The sequence below is a fragment of the Streptomyces sp. NPDC000878 genome (assembly GCF_053599695.1).
On record NZ_JBSFMT010000054.1, the window covers coordinates 40,830 to 58,678 of the forward strand.

The 17,849-nt window shown below is 71.8% G+C and carries 14 protein-coding genes; 3 read left to right on the forward strand and 11 right to left on the reverse strand.

Annotation, left to right across the window (positions count from 1 at the left end; translation table 11 throughout):
• Positions 1-151: 151 nt before the first annotated feature.
• Entirely contained in the window at positions 152-829 is a 678-nt protein-coding gene (locus ACWDR4_RS34980; RefSeq protein ID WP_450414400.1) for an AIM24 family protein, read from the reverse strand.
• A 180-nt stretch (positions 830-1,009) separates the two neighbouring features.
• Between ACWDR4_RS34980 and ACWDR4_RS34985 the strand changes: the two genes are divergently transcribed.
• On the forward strand, positions 1,010-1,825 hold the full coding sequence (locus tag ACWDR4_RS34985; RefSeq protein WP_450414401.1) for an SAM-dependent methyltransferase: 816 nt from the start codon (positions 1,010-1,012) through the stop codon (positions 1,823-1,825).
• Between the two features lie 67 nt (positions 1,826-1,892).
• On the opposite strand, the gene ACWDR4_RS34990 is transcribed toward ACWDR4_RS34985, so the two are convergent.
• A complete protein-coding gene (locus tag ACWDR4_RS34990; RefSeq protein ID WP_450414402.1) occupies positions 1,893-3,395 on the reverse strand; it encodes a CAP domain-containing protein in 1,503 nt (500 codons plus the stop codon).
• Between the two features lie 112 nt (positions 3,396-3,507).
• Positions 3,508-5,637 carry an alpha-galactosidase gene (locus ACWDR4_RS34995; RefSeq protein WP_450414404.1) on the reverse strand — a complete coding sequence of 710 codons (2,130 nt, stop codon included), beginning with the start codon at positions 5,635-5,637 and terminating at the stop codon, positions 3,508-3,510.
• Between the two features lie 148 nt (positions 5,638-5,785).
• Here ACWDR4_RS34995 and ACWDR4_RS35000 point away from each other — a divergent pair, with 148 nt between their 5' ends.
• Positions 5,786-6,976, forward strand: coding sequence for an ROK family protein (locus ACWDR4_RS35000; protein WP_450414406.1), 1,191 nt, complete (start codon positions 5,786-5,788; stop codon positions 6,974-6,976).
• 7 nt (positions 6,977-6,983) lie between these two features.
• On the opposite strand, the gene ACWDR4_RS35005 is transcribed toward ACWDR4_RS35000, so the two are convergent.
• The 5 genes from ACWDR4_RS35005 to ACWDR4_RS35025 form a co-directional block, all read right to left on the reverse strand.
• A complete protein-coding gene (locus ACWDR4_RS35005) occupies positions 6,984-9,941 on the reverse strand; it encodes a helix-turn-helix transcriptional regulator (RefSeq protein ID WP_450414408.1) in 2,958 nt (985 codons plus the stop codon).
• Between the two features lie 119 nt (positions 9,942-10,060).
• Positions 10,061-10,411, reverse strand: a complete 351-nt coding sequence (locus tag ACWDR4_RS35010; protein ID WP_450414410.1) for a UBP-type zinc finger domain-containing protein — start codon at positions 10,409-10,411, stop codon at positions 10,061-10,063.
• Complete coding sequence (locus tag ACWDR4_RS35015; protein WP_450414411.1) at positions 10,408-11,898, reverse strand: ATP-binding protein; 1,491 nt, start codon at positions 11,896-11,898, stop codon at positions 10,408-10,410. The genes ACWDR4_RS35010 and ACWDR4_RS35015 overlap by 4 nt, the downstream gene beginning before the upstream one ends.
• Complete coding sequence (locus tag ACWDR4_RS35020; RefSeq protein WP_450414412.1) at positions 11,895-13,571, reverse strand: FAD-dependent oxidoreductase; 1,677 nt, start codon at positions 13,569-13,571, stop codon at positions 11,895-11,897. The genes ACWDR4_RS35015 and ACWDR4_RS35020 overlap by 4 nt, the downstream gene beginning before the upstream one ends.
• Positions 13,572-13,670: 99 nt before the next feature.
• Positions 13,671-14,024: a VOC family protein gene (locus ACWDR4_RS35025; RefSeq protein ID WP_450414414.1), complete on the reverse strand. Its 354-nt coding sequence runs from the start codon at positions 14,022-14,024 to the stop codon at positions 13,671-13,673.
• A gap of 69 nt (positions 14,025-14,093) precedes the next feature.
• Here ACWDR4_RS35025 and ACWDR4_RS35030 point away from each other — a divergent pair, with 69 nt between their 5' ends.
• Positions 14,094-14,966, forward strand: coding sequence for a universal stress protein (locus ACWDR4_RS35030; RefSeq protein WP_450414415.1), 873 nt, complete (start codon positions 14,094-14,096; stop codon positions 14,964-14,966).
• 1 nt (position 14,967) lies between these two features.
• On the opposite strand, the gene ACWDR4_RS35035 is transcribed toward ACWDR4_RS35030, so the two are convergent.
• The 3 genes from ACWDR4_RS35035 to ACWDR4_RS35045 form a co-directional block, all read right to left on the reverse strand.
• Positions 14,968-16,221, reverse strand: coding sequence for a DUF4032 domain-containing protein (locus ACWDR4_RS35035; RefSeq protein ID WP_450414417.1), 1,254 nt, complete (start codon positions 16,219-16,221; stop codon positions 14,968-14,970).
• Positions 16,222-16,285: 64 nt separating this feature from the next.
• A complete protein-coding gene (locus ACWDR4_RS35040; protein WP_450414419.1) occupies positions 16,286-17,026 on the reverse strand; it encodes an MBL fold metallo-hydrolase in 741 nt (246 codons plus the stop codon).
• A gap of 89 nt (positions 17,027-17,115) precedes the next feature.
• Positions 17,116-17,745, reverse strand: coding sequence for an alpha-ketoglutarate-dependent dioxygenase AlkB (locus ACWDR4_RS35045; protein ID WP_450414420.1), 630 nt, complete (start codon positions 17,743-17,745; stop codon positions 17,116-17,118).
• Positions 17,746-17,849: the final 104 nt, after the last annotated feature.

Below are 17,849 nucleotides of genomic sequence, written 5' to 3' on the forward strand. Positions count from 1 at the left end.
CTGTACACGATCTGTACACGTGATCCATCCCACAGCTTCCGCCAACGCCATGTCGCCCGGGCCGCGTTCGACCGGCCGACCGCCTCGCAGTCGCCCTGGAGACGGCCGGTTTCGGCCAGTCCGGCCGACGAGTGGCCGGGGTGCGGTGACGTCAATGCTGCTGGGGCTTCTGTGGGGTCGCCTCGCTGGGCCGTACGACGACGAACCCCTCGCCCTGGAGCATCAGTTGGGCGGCCTCGCCGGAACCGCCGCGGATCATCGAGCCGAAGGACTGCGAACGGTGCAGCGACGTCTGGAGGTTGGCCGACCAGCCGACGACGGCGTCCGTGTCGACGTACACCGGATACTGCGGCGAGACCGGAATCACCAGCGGACTGCCCTCGCAGACCAGCCCGAGCTTCCCCTGCCCGGTGAAGACACTGTTGAACAGACCGCCGCCGCTGATCCCCGCCCCCTTCACGGTCTTGATCTCGTACGTCAGCGACGCGTCGAAACACAGCACGTTGCGGCCGTTGACCGTGAAGACGTCACCCGGGTCGATCTCGACGATGAAACAGCTCTGCGCCTCGTGCGCGAACCACGCCTCGCCCTGCCCGCGCACCGCCATCAGGGGCAGCCCCTCACCCGTGACCGCACGCTTCAGCATGCCGCCGACGCCCTGCCCCTTGCGCTCGAACTGGAGGTTGCCGCGGAAGGCGATCATCGCGCCCTGGCGGGCCAACATCTCCCCGTTCACCGCGTACTTGATGGACTTGGCGTTCTCGACGGTCATACCGGGCGCTGTGGCCGGCTGCACCATGTACTGACTGGAAAAGAGGTCACCCTTCATGCGGGCATCGTGTCCCGCAGGGGGCCGTTCCGCCAGGAGAACGCGCGGAACGGGGAGAAACCGAGGGAGTGGCGCGGCCGGAAGCGCCCCCTTGCGCATCGGACGACCCCTTGTCGGCAGGGCGGTGACGCTACGTTGTAGGGCAGGGCCAACTACGTTTCCCCACAAGGAGGTTGCCCGGTGACGCAGGACTCGTCCGCCCTCGGCACACAGACGCCGGAGAAGATCGACACGACGGTGCCGCACTCCGCCCGGATCTGGAACTACTGGCTCGGCGGCAAGGACAACTACCCGGTCGACCACGAGGCGGGCGACGCCTTCCGCGAGATCTTCCCCGGCATCACCGACCTCGCCAGTGACTCCCGCGCCTTCCTCGGCCGCGCCGTGCGCCATCTGGCCGGCGAGGCCGGCATCCGGCAGTTCCTCGACATCGGCACGGGCCTGCCCACGGCGGACAACACCCACGAGATCGCCCAGCGGGTCGCCCCCGACGCCCGCATCGTCTACGTGGACAACGACCCCCTCGTCCTGACCCACGCCGCGGCCCTCCTCACCAGCGCGCCCGAGGGCGTGACCGGCTACATCGACGCCGATCTGCACGACCCCGAGGCCGTACTCCGGGAAGCGGCACGCATCCTGGACCTCAGCCGGCCGGTGGCGCTCACACTGATGCAGGTCAGTGGGCACATCGCCGACTACGACGAGGGTCGGGCCATCGTCCGTGCGCTGATGGACGCTCTGCCGCCGGGCAGCTACTTCGCCTTCAACGACAGCGTGGACACCAACAAGGCCAACGTCGAGGCCACCCGGCTCTACAACGAGAGCGGGGCCGTGCCCTACTACCTGAGGAGCCCGCAGCAACTCGCAGGCTTCTTCGACGGCCTGGAGCTGCTGGCCCCCGGTGTCGTCCCCATCACCGACTGGCGCCCCGATCCCGGCACGGCACCCGGGGTGGGGGACGTGATCGCCGTGGGCGGCGTCGCGCGCAAGCCGTAGGCAGGCGGGGACCACCGAGAAGGCCTTCAGGAGGGCCTTCGGACAGGCTTTGCGGCGGGCCAGGCCTTCAGGCGCCGAAGAGCTGGGTCCAGTACGTGCCCGCCTTGCCGCCACCCGCGAAACCGATGCCTATGTGCGTGAACTCCCGCTTCAGGATGTTGGCACGGTGTCCGGGGCTGTTCATCCACCCCTCCACGACCTCGGCGGGGGAGCGCTGCCCGCACGCGATGTTCTCGCCGATCGTGCGCCGCGTGGACCCCGCAGTGGCGGCCCGGTCCCATGGCTGGCTGCCGTCGGGCCCGGTGTGCGAGTAGAACGCGCGGACCACCATGTCCGTGCTGTGCGCCTGCGCGGCGCGGGTGAGCAGAGCGTCGGTGGCCAGCGGCGGCAGCCCCGCCCGGGCCCGTTCCCGGTTGGTGAGGTCGGTGACCTCGGTGGCCGTCCGGACCAGGTCTCCGGGCATGAGGGGCCGGGCCCAGAGAGCGGTCCAGTACGTGTCACCCGTACGGGATCCGGTGACGTACGCCAGGCCGACCTGGGTGAACGCCGGGTCGTGCAGGGTCCGGCGGGCCCGGTCCGTGCGCAGGCAGTAGTCGACGAACTCCTCGGGCGTACGCGGCCCGGAGACCAGGTGCTCGCCGACGGTCAGATACGTGTACCCGGCGGCGCTGACCCGCTGGTGGACGGACGTGCCGTCCCGGCTCTCGGTGCCGAGACGGCCGGCCGAGGCCATGTCGGCCGCGTGCGCCTGAGCGGCGGCGGCGAGCCGCGTGTCGAGGGAGACGGGCGGGGAACCGGCGGCGGCACGGGCGGAGTTGACGAGGGCGAGGAAGCCGTCGGCGGGGGAGAGCGAGCCCGGTGTTCGGGGCGGGCCGACCGGGGACCCCGACCCCGACCCCGACCCCGCACCGGCGGCAGGCACTGCGACCGGGGACGGCGTGCCCGTCGACCGGGACCGGCGCGAAGCCGCCGCCTCCGACAGGCGCGAGGCGGCGCCCGACAGCCGGGAGGCCGCGTCCGACCAGCGGGACGGTGTACGCGGGGGCACACCAGCCGCCGGGAACGGTGAGGCGGGCCCAGTCGAGGGGCCGTCGTCCGCGACGTCCACCCCGAAGTCCCGGGCCAGGCCCGCCAGCCCGTCCGCGTACCCCTGGCCCAGCGCGCGCAGCTTCCAGCCCGTGCCCCGCCGGTACAGCTCCGCGAGCAGCAGTACCGTCTCCCGCTGCGGGCGCGCCGGCGTGAACCGGGCCAGCGGGCGGCCACCGGGGCCGGTGACCTGGAGCGTGGGCGCGGGCAGCCCGCCCAGCGCCGTACCGGGGTCGGCGGCGCTGACGACCACCGTCACTCGCGTCGCGCCGGGGCGCAGGCCCGCCGGGTCGACGGTGAGGGTGTCGCCGTGCAGCCTGGCTCCCGGTGCCGTCGGCTGGTTGTAGAACACGAAGTCGGCGTCGCCGCCGACCTTGCCCCCGTCGTCCGTCACCAGCGCGCTCACATCGAACGGGCCCGGCACCCGGAGCGTGAGGGTGCCGCCCGGCAGGGGCGTGTTGCCCCCGGGGACCAACTCGCTCATCGCGCCTGCCTTGGGGTCGTCGTTCGTGCCCCATGGGGGCGTTGCCCCTATAACGCCCGGCCAGGGCGCCGCAGTTCCCCGACAGGCACCGGCCGACCGGGGAAGGGACCGGTTACGACTCCTCGACGCGCACCAGATGCACAGCCGTACTGGACCAGTCGCCGGGCGCGAGGTCGAGCCGCATCCCGTACTCGCTCAGCACGTTCGCAGGGTGCACGGCACCCGTGCGCGCGTCCCGGTACCGGGCGCCGGGCGTGAGGCCCCGCAACCGCACCGGAATCCGGGGAAGACCGTGCCGAGGCCCGTACCGGAAGCCCAGCACCAGAGCCTCCGCCCCGTCCTCACCGACGTACTGGACCACCGTCGGCTCCTCCCCGAGCGGCCCCGACAGCCGGTACAGCTCCCCGTGCTGCACCACATGCCGCACCTTCTTGTACTCGGCCACCAGCGCCGCGCCCTCCGCCAGCTCCTCCTCGGACCAGCGCGTCAGATCACCGCCGATGCCGAGCAGCCCGCACATCGCCGCGTGGAAACGGAACCGCAGCGGCACCGAACGCGCCGTGAGCTGATTGGGCACGTCGGTCACCCACGCCGACATGGCACGCGCCGGATACACCTGCCCGAACCCGTGCTGGATCACCAGCCGGTCCACCGCGTCCGTGTTGTCGGACGTCCACGCCTGATCCGTACGGGAGAGGATGCCGAGGTCGATCCGGCCGCCACCGCCACTGCACGTCTCCACGCGCAGCCCGGGATGGTCGGCGCGCAACCGGTCGATGACGCCGTACAGATTCGCCACGTACCGCGTCCACAGCCGGTCGTTGCCGTCCCGCTGCTCCGGCCAGCCCGACTCGCCGAACGCCCGGTTCATGTCCCACTTGAGGAAGTCGACCCCGTGGTCCCCGACCAGCCGGGTCAGCCAGCCGTACGCCCACTCGGCGACATCGTCCCGCGCGAAGTTCAGGACGAGCTGGTTGCGCATCTCGGTACGGGCCCGTCCTGGCACATGCAGCACCCAGTCGGGGTGCTCGCGGTACAGCGCGCTGTCCGGATTGACCATCTCCGGCTCCACCCAGATCCCGAACCGCATCCCGAGCCCGTGCACGGCGTCGGCCAGCGGACCGAGCCCCTCGGGGAAGCGCTCCGGAGTCGGCGTCCAGTCGCCGAGGCCCGCCCGGTCACTGCGCCGCGCCCCGAACCAGCCGTCGTCTACGACATACAGCTCCACCCCGAGTACGGCGGCCCGCTCGGCCAGCGCCTTCTGGCTCGCCTCGTCGACGTCGAAGCCGGTGGCCTCCCACGAGTTGTAGAGCACAGGCGCCAACTCCCGCGCCCGGGGCAGCACATGGGTCGTCGTGTACGAGTGCCAGGCACGGCTCGCCGCCCCGAACCCGCCGTCCGTGCACAGTCCCGCGAACACCGGCGTGGCGAACTCCTCGCCCGGCGCGAGGGGTACTGAAGTCCCCTCGTGGCCGACGCCTCCGGTGAACCCGGCCAGCCCGTCGGGGGTCCGCTGGGCCGTGATACGCCAACTCCCGCTCCAGGCAAGGGCCGCGCTCCACACCCGGCCGTGCTCCTCGGTCGCCGCGCCCGAGTCGAGCATCACCCACGGATTGGCGTGATGGCTGGTGATACCGCGTCGGCTGGTCAGCACCGTCTCGCCGAACGGCAGGGCGTCGCGCCGCAGTTGGCTCTCGGCCGACCACTGGCCGGTGACATGGCTGAGCCGGTAGTCGGGGAGTGGCGGCAGCGTCCAGGCGGCGGAGTCGGCACGCAGCAGGTCGATGTGTTCGTCACCGGCGTTGCGGATCAAGGTCCGGCGCTCGATGACGTCGGTGTCGGCGCGGACCGCGTAGTGCAGTGCGACGTGCAGGGGGTAGAGGCGGTCCCGGAACTCCAGCACCAACTCGCTCGCCCCGGACGCCGGTTCAAGGAGCTGGTGGCCGGTCGGCACCCACTCGAAGCCACGGGAGGAGTCCGCGTACCGGACCTGGAGCGAGGGCGGGCCGTAGCGGGTGCCGCTGTCGACGGGGAGTTCCTCGCCCACCGGGGGCCGCCCCTCGAAACTGCTCACCGTCTCCACGCCCGGGGTGGCGAGCGTCCCGGCCTCCGACAAGGTCAGCCGCGGCCCCCACGCGAGATGACAGGGCGCGCCGGTCTCGTCGATCCGCAGCGCGTACGACGTGCGCGGGGTGGTCAGCAGCCAGACCCCGGTGTCCGGGTCGTGGGAGATCAGCGGCATGGTGCCTCACGTTCGCGTGACCATCGATCATGTGTCAATGGGGTGCTGGTTTCGGTCTTTCGTAAGTCTAGGGGCGGTCACAGAGGTACTTCATTCCATCCATGCTTCTTTCATTGACAGCGGAAAATAAGCGACCTAGGTTCCGGCCATGCCCTCGACGTCCTCGACACGCTCGAACTTCGGTGCCGAGGTGTTCCCGGCCCATACGCCGGCCGCCTCGCAGATCTTCACCACGGTCCTGTCCCACGGCCCGCTCACCCGCGCCGACGCTGGCCGGCGCGCGGGACTGTCCGCCGCCGCCGTCACGAAGGCGGTCCGCCCGCTGATCGAGGCCGGCTATCTGGTCGAGGACGTGGACGACGAGGTGCGGCCTGCCGTGGGGCGGCCCGCGAGTCTCGTGCGTGTCGACGGCGGGCGGGCGCTGTTCATCGGCATCAAGATCACCGGCGACGAGATCTTCGGCGTGCTCACCGACCTGTGCTGCCGGATCCGCGTCGCCCGGAACCTCCCGCTGCCCGCCCGTGCGCCCAAGGCGGTGCTGGCCTCGGTCGCCGAGCTGGTACGGGAGCTGCTCACCGAGGCGGACGGCTTCGGGGTGCCGGTGCTGGGCTGTGGCATCGCCGTCGCCGGAGAGGTAGACCGCGCGGAAGGGGCCGTACGCTACTCGCCGTTCCTGGAGTGGCGTGACGTGCCGCTGGCCGAACTCGCCGCCATGACCACGGGGTTGCCCGTCACGGTCGACAACGACGTGCGTGCGCTCACCGTCGCAGAGCAGTGGTTCGGCGCCGGTGTGGGGCTGTCCGACTTCGCCGTGGTGACCGTCGGCGCGGGCATCGGCTGCGGGCTCGTGGTCCATGGGCGGGTGGTCGCGGGGGCGCACGCGGTGGCCGGCGAGATCGGCCACCTGACCATCGATCCGGCGGGCCCGCCCTGCCACTGCGGCAACCGTGGCTGCCTTCAGGCGTTCGCGGGGGACGCGGAGATCGTCGCCCGGGTCCGGGAGGTCACGGGCACCTCGATCACCGACAGCGCCGAGGCGGTCGCCCTGGCCCACGCCGGCCACCCCGGGGTGCGGGAGGTGTACGCGCGGGCGGGTGAGGCGATCGGGCGGGGCATCGCCACCGTGGCCAATCTGCTCGGCCCCGAGCGGGTGATCATCTCCGGCGAGGGGCTGGCCGCGTACGACCTGTTCGCCGAGCAGATCCGTGACGCGTTCACCGCCGCCGCCTTCGGCTCCGCCGCCCGCTGCGATCTGCTGACCCGGCCGCTGCCCTTCGAGGAGTGGGCACGCGGGGCGGCGGCGACGGCGATCCGGTCCTTCATCAGGGCGGATCAGTAGCAGCAGATCAGGACTTCGGGATCAGCCCCTCCCGATAGGCGACCGCCACCGCCTCCCCCCGGCTCGCGACGCCCAGCTTGGCCAGGATGTTGGAGACGTGGACGCTGGCCGTCTTGCCGCTGATGAACAGGTCCTCGCCGATCCGACGGTTGCTGCGGCCGAGGGCGAGCAGTCGCAGGACCTCCTGCTCACGGGCGGTGAGAGACGTCGAGGCGACGCGGGAACCCCCGGCGGGGGAGGGGCCGGCGGGCCCGCTGCGCCGGATCAGGGCGTCCAGGTCCTGGAGCAGGGGCGCGGCACCCAGCCGTACCGCCGTCTCGCGTGCCGTCCGGGCCTGTGCGGCAGCCTCCTCGCGGCGGCCGTCCGCCAGCAGGGCCTCGGCGAACCGCCTTCTGCAGCGCGTCTGTTCGTAGATCTCGCCGTAGCCGAACGCGGTGACCGCCCGCTCCCACGCCTCGACTCCGGGACCGGCCGTCGCCCGTGTCCACTCCGCCTCGGCACGGGCCAGCCAGGCCAGCCCTTCCGGGCCCTGTGGGGTGCCGTCCCGGCCCTTCGTGGCCTGGGAACGGGCCAGCTCCAGCAGTTCGGTCGCCGTGTCCGTCCAGCGGAGCGTCCCCGTCTCGTCGCCGGACCCGCGCAGCCGTACGGCCGTGTCGGCGACGGCGGCCAGGGCGAGGGCGGCGAGCCGGACCGCCACCTCCGGACGTGCCCCGGCGTCGTCGGTGAGCGCCTTCACCGTGCTGTGCACACGCTCCACCGCCGTCTCCGGGTCCCCCGCCTGGGCCGCGGCGTCCGTGAGCACGATGCCCGCGACCAGCGTGGCCATCCAGTCGAACGGGCCGTCGAGGAGAGCCCGCGCACGGTCGACGGCACCCAGGTCACCGCGTGCCAGTGCCACGTACAGCGAAGGCCCCGCCACATAACCGGCAGCCACGGGAAGCACCTCCGTGTCGGCCGTCGCCGCGCGGACGCACTCGTCCCAACGGCCCAGCGTGTACAGCACCAAGGACTGCAGGTAACGCATCTCCCGGGGATAGGGCGAGGAGAGGAGACCGGCGCGGCGGGCCCGGTCCAGGCCCTCGGAGAGCCACGGCAGGCACTCCTCCAGCAGCCCGGACTCGTAGCAGCCGATCGCGAGATGGAACAGCGCGCGCATCTCCACCGGGGAACTGCCCGCCCGCCGGGCCAGTTCACGGGCCTGGTGGAGCCGCTCACGACCCTGGGGCGTACGACGGCCCCCGGCTTCGAGAGCCGCCAGGGAGATCAGGAGATCGGCCTGCGCGTCCAGGACCTGAAGCTCCTCGGCGACCGAGAGGGCCTGCCGGGCCACCCGCAGCGCGGTGTCGTTGTCGCCCATCTGCCGTGCCGCCATGACATGGGTGGCCGCCGCCCACACCCACGTCCGCGACGGAGGATCGGCCGGGATCATGGCCAGCGCCTCGCTGCTGTACGTGAACGCCGCCGCCAGATGGTCGACGTTCATGAGGTTGTCGGCGAGCGTGTAGCGGACGCGGGCCGCGAGTTCGGCGTCCGTGTCCTGGCCGACCCCGGCGAGCGCGGCCCGGGTGAGCGACACCGCGCGGTGCGACTCCCCGGCGTGCGCAGCCGCGGCGGACGCCCGCAGCATCAGCGTCACCGTGTCCAGGCCCTCACCCGTGGGGCGCGCACTCGCCTCCACCGCCGGCCACATGTCGAGGGCGGCCTCCAGATGCCGCAGCTCTTCCGCGGGCGCGCCCACACAGTCGGCGTGCTCGGCGGCCTCCAGCGACGCCATGAGCGCCTCGGCCAGGTCGTGACTCTCCCGGTAGTGATGGGCGCGCTCCGCCGCACTCTCGGCAAGCCGGCCACGCCCGGCCAGCAGCCGCGCGAACGCCCCGTGCAGCCGGGACCGCTCGCCCGGCAGCAGATCCGCGTAGACCGCCTCGCGGGCGAGCGCGTGCCGGAAGGAGTACGTGTCGCCCTCACCGGGGACGAGAAGCTGCCGCCCCACCGCCTCGCGCAGCGCCATCTCCAGCTCGTCCTCCGGCAGTTGGACGGCGCTGCTCAGCAGATCGTGCTCGACACGCCGCCCGGCGACGGCGGCCGTACGCAGCACCTGCTGGGCGGTGTCGGACAGCTGCTCGAAGCGGATGAGAAGGACGTCGGCGAGGCCGCTCGGTACGCCGCCCGACTCCGCGTCGGTGGCCGCGAGCAGCTCCTCCGCGTAGAAGGCGTTGCCCTCGGCACGCTCGACGATCCGCCGCACGGTCGTGTCGGGCAGCGGCCCCTCGCCCAGGGCACGCACCAGCCGGGCCACCTCGGCGTCGCCCATCGGCCGCAGCTCCAGCCGCTCCACGGCGGGCAGCCGCACCAGCTCCGCAAGCAGCGGGCGCAGCGGATGCCGACGGTGGAGATCGTCCGCGCGGTACGACGCGAACACCGCGAGCCGATGACCCGCTGCCCCGCCCGTGGGCCCCTGGAGCACGCCCCGGCTGAGCAGGAACCGCAGCAGATCCCGGGACGACTGGTCGGCCCAGTGCAGATCCTCCAGGACGAGCAGCAGCGGAGCGACCTCGGTGACATCGGCGAGCAGCCCCGCCATGCCCTCGAACAGCCGCAGCCGCCCACCGGCGTCCCGCACCCCCTCCTCCGCCCCGCCACCGAGCAGCCGCCCGACCACGGGATGCGCGTCGAACGCCCCCGCGAACCGCTCGTCGGCGGCCAGCACCCCCAGAACCTCGGTGAACGGCAGATACGGCAGACCGACATCACCGAGATCGACACAGTGCCCCGTGAGCACGGTCATCCCCCGGTCCGAGGCCCGTCCGGCGACCTCCGCGAGCATCCGCGTCTTCCCCACCCCGGCATCCCCGGCGATGAGCACGGCCCGGGCCTCACGGACCCGGGCACGGTCCAGGACGCCGGAGAGACGGCTCAGCTCGTCGTCCCGGCCGATGAGCGGGGTATTAAACAGGTTCTGCGGCACGGATCAATCCTGGCACGGACCACTGACACACCCTGCCCACACAGGCAGAGGGCGTGGGCCCACCGAGGTCTCGACACCGGCTTAGGCGCCCCGCAGGCGAACGAGCCAAAAGAGGGGCCTCAGCGGAGCGTCTCCGCCCAGTTCGCCGGTACGCGCCCCGCCGGTCCCGGGGCGGGTTGGTCGGCCGGGTGGCTGGCCGGGGGAGCCAGGGCCGGGCCGGACTCGTACAGCTCGCTCGTCTCGAAGTTCCAGAACCAGTGCTCGCCCGGCTCGTAACTGGCGATCACCGGATGGCCGGTCTCGCGGAAGTGGCCCGTGGCGTGCTTGGCGGGGGAGTCGTCGCAGCAGCCGATCTGACCGCACTGGGCGCAGCGCCGCAGATGGAACCACCAGCCGCCGACGGCGTCGCACTCGACGCATCCGGCCCCGCTGGGCGGGACGCTGGGGTCGATTCCGGTGTCCTTGGTCATGACGGCTCCTCGGCCGGGGCGGAGTCCCCGGGGGTGTCGGTGTCGTTGTCGGGGTCGACAGCGGTGAGGGGCAGCAGCACCTGGAAGCGGGTGTCGCCGGGGACGGACTCGACCTTCAGGTCGCCGTGGTGCTTGTTGACGACGATCCGCCAGGAGATGTCGAGCCCCAGCCCCGTGCCCTCGCCCACCGGCTTGGTGGTGAAGAACGGGTCGAAGATCCGGCCGCGGATCTCCGCCGGTACTCCCGGGCCCGTGTCGCGGAACTCCACCAGCACCCGGTCGTGCACCAGCGCCGTCCGTACGGTCAACGTCCCTTCCCCGTCGCCCTCGCCCTTGATCGCGCAGACCGCGTTGTCGATCAGGTTCGTCCACACCTGGTTCAGCTCGGCGGGGTAGGCCGGGATCCTCGGCACCGAACGGTCGTACTCCTTCACGACCTTGACGAGCGAACCGAACTTGCCGGACAGCATCAGCAGGGTGCTGTCGAGGAGTTCGTGCACGTCGGCCACCTGGTAGGGGGCACGGTCCAGCTGGGAGTACTGCTTGGCGGCGTCCACGAGGTGGGAGATGCGCGTCGTGGAGTCCTCGATCTCGGACATCAACAGCTCGGTCTCGACCGTGTAGTTGAGCCACCCGACGGCGTTCGGGAGCATCTCCTCGTCCACGGCCGCCGCGACCTGCTCCAGCCAGTCGACGTCGAGACCGCCCTGGACGAAGGTCGGCGCGATCTGCCAGCCGCCCTGGACACCGTGGTCGTCGAGCCAGTCGGCGAGTTCGTCCTCCCGGTCGGACGCTTCGAGCGGGCTCAGCGCCTGCGCCTTGGCGACCCGCTCGGCCGTCCGCTCCTGGATGGCGACCAGGCCCTTCAGGGAGTCGCCCTTGTACGGGCCCGAGGCGATGATCCCGAGCTTGTGCCGCATGTGCGCGACCCGGTCCCGCAGCGACGAGGTTGCCCGTACGGCCGCGGCGGCCGGGTTGTTGAGTTCATGGGTGAGACCCGCGGACAACGAGCCCAGCGCCAGCAGCCGTTCACGCTGCCCGATGGCCTGCTGCGCGCTCTGCGAACCGAGGAACAGCCCCTCCAGGAGATGGACCGCCATCGGAAACCACTCGTGCATGATGTCCGCGAACGAATCGGCGGGCAGCACGAAGAACCGGGTCGGTTCCGACACCCGCACAGAGTTCCGGTACACCTGAGGCTTCCGGTCCCCGAGGTACGCCTGCACGGCCCCCGCGTACACCCCGGACTGGGACGTACGGCTCACTTCGACGTCGTCGCCGCCCACCCGGCGTGACAGGACGACCGTGCCCTCGATCATCACGTAGAAGCAGGTGGCCGGGTCGCCCTCGGCGAACACCGGCCCGGGGTCGAACAGTTCGACCCGGCCCTCGCCGCACAGCCTGCCGAGCTGCTCGGCGGTCAGCTTCTCGAACAGGAACAGCGCGCCGATCTCCGCCGGGCTGCACGGCATCAACCGGCCGCTCACGACTGCTCCAGATACCGGTGTACGAGCATCACGGCCATGGCTCCCTCTCCGACGGCGGACGCGACCCGTTTGGCGGACTCCGCGCGCGCGTCCCCCGCGACGAACACGCCGGGGATGTTGGTCTCCAGGTGGTACGGCGGCCGGTCCAGCTCCCAGTCCGCCGGTGGCCGCCCGTCGGCGGTCAGGTCGGGGCCCGCCAGGATGAAGCCGCGCTCGTCGCGCAGCACCGTGCCGTCCAGCCAGCCGGTCAGCGGGGCCGCGCCGATGAACACGAACAGCCACTGAGCGTCGACCAGTTCGGTCTGCCCGCTCGCCGTGTCGCGCAACGTCAGCTGCTCCAGGTGGTCGCCGCCGTGCGCGGCCTCGACGACCGTGGCGGCCCGCACCGAGATGTTCGGCGCCTCGGCGATCTGCTGGATCAGGTAGTACGACATCGACGCGGTGAGGTCCGCCCCGCGCACCAGCAGGGTCACCGACTTGGCGCCCCTGGACAGGTACATCGCCGCCTGCCCCGCCGAGTTGGCGCCGCCGACGATGTACACGTCGTGGCCCTGGCAGGAGGCGGCCTCGGTCAGCGCCGACCCGTAGAACACCCCGCAGCCCGACAGATCGGTGGCGCCCGGCGCCTCCAGCTGCCGGTACGACACACCGGTCGCCAGGATCACGCTGTGCGCGGCGATCGCGGACCCGTCCGAGAACCGCACGAGCCGAGCCGCGCCGCTCACCTCAAGTCCGGTCACCTCGCGCGCGGAGAGGATCTCGGCACCGAACTTCGTGGCCTGCCGCCGCGCCCGGTCGGTGAGCTGGGCGCCGGAGACCCCGTCCGGGAACCCCAGATAGTTCTCGATCCGCGAACTCTGCCCGGCCTGCCCACCGGTCGCCGACCGTTCCACCAGCACCGTCCGCAGCCCCTCCGAGGCCCCGTACACGGCCGCGCCAAGACCGGCAGGACCGCCGCCGATGACGACCAGGTCGTAGAAGTCGGCCGTGGGCGTCGTCGCAAGGCCCACCTGCGCGGCCAGCTCAGGCACCTCCGGCTCCACGAGCGCCGTACCGTCGGCCGTGATCACGACCGGCAGTCGCTGCCCGTCCTCGCCACAGGCCGCCAGCAGCCGCTGCCCCTCGGGCTCCTCGGTCGAGTACCAGCGGTACGGCACCTGGTTGCGGGCCAGGAACTCCCGTACGTCCGACGACCGCGCCGACCACCGGTGACCGACCACCTTGGTGCTCGGCACCGGCCGGAAGTCACTGCACCGCCACGCCTCCAGGAGATCGTCGAGCACCGGATAGAGCTTCTCCTCCGGCGGATCCCAGGGCTTGAGCAGGTAGTGGTCGAGGTCGACGACGTTGATCGCGTCGATCGCCGCGTTGGTGTCCGCGTACGCGGTGAGCAGCACGCGCCGGGCGCCCGGATAGACGTCCAGGGCCTGTTCGAGGAACTCGATGCCGTTCATCTGCGGCATCCGGTAGTCGGCCAGGATCACCGCCACCAGGTCACCGCGCAGCTTCAGCTCCCGCAGCGCGTCCAGCGCGGACTCGCCGGACTCCGCACGCACGATCCGGTACGACTCGCCGTAGCGCCGCCGCAGGTCACGGGCGACGGCCCGGGACACCCCGGGGTCGTCGTCCACGGTCATGATGACGGTCCGCGCTGCATCCGCGGCCTGTGCCATACGTCTCCCACCCCGAGTGATCGGATTGAGCGGGCGGCGTCACCGTGCGGCGCGCCGCCTCCGCCCCATCGTATGTTCGATGGCCCCGCTTCGCTCCGGTCAGCGCTGTCGCTCGGAGAGCACGCAGAACTCGTTGCCCTCCGGGTCCTGGAGAGTGGTCCAGGGCTGCTCTCCCTGGCCGATGTCCGCGTGGCGAGCTCCGAGGGCCAGCAGCCGGTCGACCTCGGCCTGCCGGTCGTCGGGCCGGAAGTCGAGGTGCAGCCGGTTCTTGACGGACTTCGCCTCCGGGACCCGTACGAAGAGCAGCCCGGGCAGCCGGTCCGGCGTCGGCCGGATCTCGTACTCCTCGGGGGAGTCGTCGACGACCACCCAGCCGAGCGCCTCGGCCCACCAGCGCCCCAGCGCGCCGGGGTCCGCCGCGTCCACGATCACTTGTTCCCATTCCAAAGTCATGGGCACACGGTAGTGAAGACTGGGCCCGATACGCATGATCACGACTGACTGCGACACGGAGGGAACCGTATGACGCGCCCGATCACGGCAGGGGTGGACGGTACGCCCGAGAGTCACGCGGCGCTGGCCTGGGCGGCCCGCGAGGCCGTACGCCGGAACCTCGCACTGCGCGTGCTGCACGCCTGGGAGCTGGTGCCGGACCAGGCGTTCGGGGCCGCTTCCCGGGAGACACACGACGAGTGGGTGCGGGAGGGGGTGGACGAGGCCGCCCGGACCGTCGCCGAACGGCATCCCGAGCTGGACGTGACCGTCGACGTGATCGAGGGCAGCACGGCGCACACCCTTGCCGAGGCCGCCGCTGAGGCCGAGCTGCTGGCGCTCGGCTCCCGGGGACACGGAGCCGTCGTCGGGTTCCTGCTCGGCTCCGTCGGGCAGCACGTGATCGCCGAGTCCACGCGGCCCGTGGTCCTCGTACGGGCGGAGGACCGCGCCTCCGACGAGGCCGGCGGGCGCGAGGTCGTCGTCGGGCAGCACGGTGACCCGGAGGAGAGCGCACCGGCCCTGCGGTTCGCGTTCGAGGCCGCGGCGGCTCGCGGCGCCTCGGTCCGTGCCGTACGCGCGTGGAGCCTGCCGCCGCTGTTCGCGTACAGCCCGGGTTCGCTGAAGCTCCTCGACGAGGCCGGCGGCATGGAACCGTACGAGAAGAACGCGCTCACCGCCGCGCTGGAACCCTGGCGCGAGCGCTTCCCCGATGTGCCCGTCACCCCGCACGTGGAGATGGGCAGCGCGGGGGAGGTGCTGCTGTCGGTGGCCTCGCGGGCGCAGCTCCTGGTCGTCGGACGGCGCGCCCACCGCTCGGCCGTGGGCGCGCGGATCGGCTCGGTCGCCCACGGTGTACTGCACCACGCGCACTGCCCGGTGGCCGTCGTCCCGCACGAGTGACTCAGACGGGCGGCGCCGCGTCCTCGTCCGTCGGCAGGGGCAGCGCCTGGCGGGCCTTGGGCAGGATGTTCGCGATGTAGTCCTTGACCGCCTCGTCCAGCCCGATGTCGTGCTGCGCCCGCTCGGACAGGTACCAGCGGTGTTCCAGGAGCTGGTGGTAGATCTCGGCCGGGTCCACGTTCCCGCGCAGCTCGCGCGGTACCTCGCGGACCGTCGGCCGGAACACCTCCCGCACCCAGCGGTGCGCGAGCACCTCGGGGCTGGCGCCGAGGGGGTCGCCCGGCTCGTAGTCGTCCTGGGTGGCCATCCAGCTCTCCAGGTCGCTGAGGAGCCGCCGCGCCTGGTTCTCCTCGGTGTCGAGCCCGGTCAGCCGCAGCAGCTGCCGCTGGTGGTGGCCGGCGTCGACGACCTTCGGTACGAAGGTGACCGTGTCGCCGTTCGAGGAGTGCTGGATCTGCATCTCGGCCACGTCGAAGCCGAGTTCGTTGAGGCGCCGGATGCGGCGCTCGATGTAGTGGTACTTGCCCGCCGGATAGACAGAGGTGCGGGTCAGCTCCTGCCACAGCCGCTGGTAGCGGGCGCAGATCTCCATGCCGAACTCGATCGGGTCCACGGAGGGGTGCAGCGCCCCGGACGCCTCCAGGTCCAGCAGCTCACCACTGATGTTGACGCGGGCGAGGTCGAGGTCGTACTCGCGCTGCCCGTCGCTGAGCTGCGGGTGCAGATCGCCCGTCTCGGCGTCGACCAGGTAGGCGGCGTAGGCACCCGCGTCGCGCCGGAAGAGGGTGTTGGAGAGGGAGCAGTCGCCCCAGGCGAACCCGGCGAGGTGGAGGCGGACCAGCAGGACCGCCAGCGCGTCCATCAGCCGGTGCATGGTGGCCGGGCGCATCGTCGTCTCGAACATCGAGCGGTACGGCATCGAGCCGCCGAGGTGCCGGGTGATCAGCACCGGCTCCAGGGCGTCGCCCTCCTCGTCGGTGCGCCCGGTGACCACGCCCAAGGGGTCCACGGACGGGATGCCGAGCCGGTCCAGGTCCACCAGCAGCTCGTACTCGCGCAGGGCCGGGCGCTCCGCCAGCTCCTTGACGGCGATCACCTCGTCGCCGGCGCGTGCGTAGCGCACGACGTGCCGGGAGATACCGCGCGGCAGCGGAACGAGGTAGCGGTCGGGCCACTCCTCCAGGGGGAGGTGCCAGGGCAGTTCGAGCAGGAGTACGGGGTGCTCGGGGTTGGTGGCGCTGATCTGCAATGCCATGGCTTGACCGTTCTCGTTCGTTCTCGTCCCGCCGGTGATCGTCAGCTCACTCTAGAACGCCACTTCACTTGGCCCGTTCCCGCGCCTGTCCGGCAGCCTCCCGCACGCTGCCGTGGTGCACGGGACCATGGCCGGGCAGCAGGACATCGGCCGCGAGCCCTTCCAACAGGTCCAGCGAGGCCACCGCACGGGCACGCTCGCGGTGGAACATGTCGGGCAGCAGCTGCGGGCCCTTGAGCCGGGACGTCGGATGCCCGCTGACCAGGGCGTCGCCCGAGACCACGACCCCGGCGTCGGGCAGGTGGAAGGCGCAGTGTCCGTCGGTGTGCCCGGGGGTGTGCACGGGAACGGGCCCGCCCGGCAGGTCGAGCGCCTCCGGGAACGGCTGCGGTTCGGCGACCGGCACCTGTGCCGTACCGCCGGAGCGGATCGCGTGCACCGCCCACGGCAGTACACCGGGCCGCCACCCGTTCTTGAGCACGTCCCCGACGCTCACCTGGTGCAGGAAGTCCCGGCGGGCGTGCGGCACTTCGGCCTCGTGCGTGAGCACCGGCGTGCCGTACGTGGAGCGCAGGTACTCGGCCGAGCCGATGTGGTCGTTGTGGGCGTGCGTCACGAGTATCGCCGTGACCGCCTCCGGTGAACTGCCCACCTGGGAGAGCGAGTCGAGCACCAGCTGCCGGTCCCCGGGGTACCCCGTGTCGATCAGGGTGACGGCGTCCCCCTCGCTGAGGATCACCCAGTTGGTGTTGCTTCCGTGTACGAGGTAAATGCCATCGGCGACTTGCTGGACGTCTGCCCGCATGATCTTCCCGTTCTGCAGTTCGCTGCCGGATGACGCACAGCAAAGCAGACGGCGACGGAGTGGATCACCACCGGGCGGGCGCTGCTGTCCTACTGCACCCCGCGCGGCCGGAACTGGACGCTGATCCGAGGACCCGTGGCCCGCGCGCTCTTGGGCACGGCGTGCTCCCAGGTCCGCTGACAGGAGCCGCCCATCACGATCAGGTCCCCGTGCCCCAGCGGACGCCGTACCGTCTCACCGCCGCCGCGCATCGGCCGCAGCAGCAGATCGCGCGGCGCGCCCACGGAGAGGATCGCGACCATGGTGTCCTCCCGCGCACCACGCCCGAACCGGTCCCCGTGCCAGGCGACACTGTCCCGCCCGTCCCGGTAGTAGCAGAGCCCGGCCGTGGTGAACGGCTCCCCGAGTTCGGCGGCGTAGTGCGCGCCGAGCGCGTCCCGCGCGCGGGACAGCACCGGGTGCGGCAGCTCGTCCCCCTCGCCGTAGAAGGACAGCAACCGGGGTACGTCCACGACATGGTCGTACATCTTGCGGCGCTCGGCCCGCCAGGGGACCTCGGTGGCCAGCTGTTCGAACAGGGCGTCGGCCCCGCCGAGCCAGCCGGGCAGCTCGTCGATCCAGGCACCATGACCGAGCGGGGTGCGGCGCGTCCCGGCCAGTGCGCCGAGTCGGATCTCGTCGGTCTGGTCGAAGAGGGAGCCCTGGAGATGCGCGGTCATGACACCAGCGTACTCCGCTATTCGAATGCGTGTTCCTATTTGGGCGTGGCGGAATCTCACCCTTCCCGACCCCTTTGGATACATCGATGTATCGGATACATTCC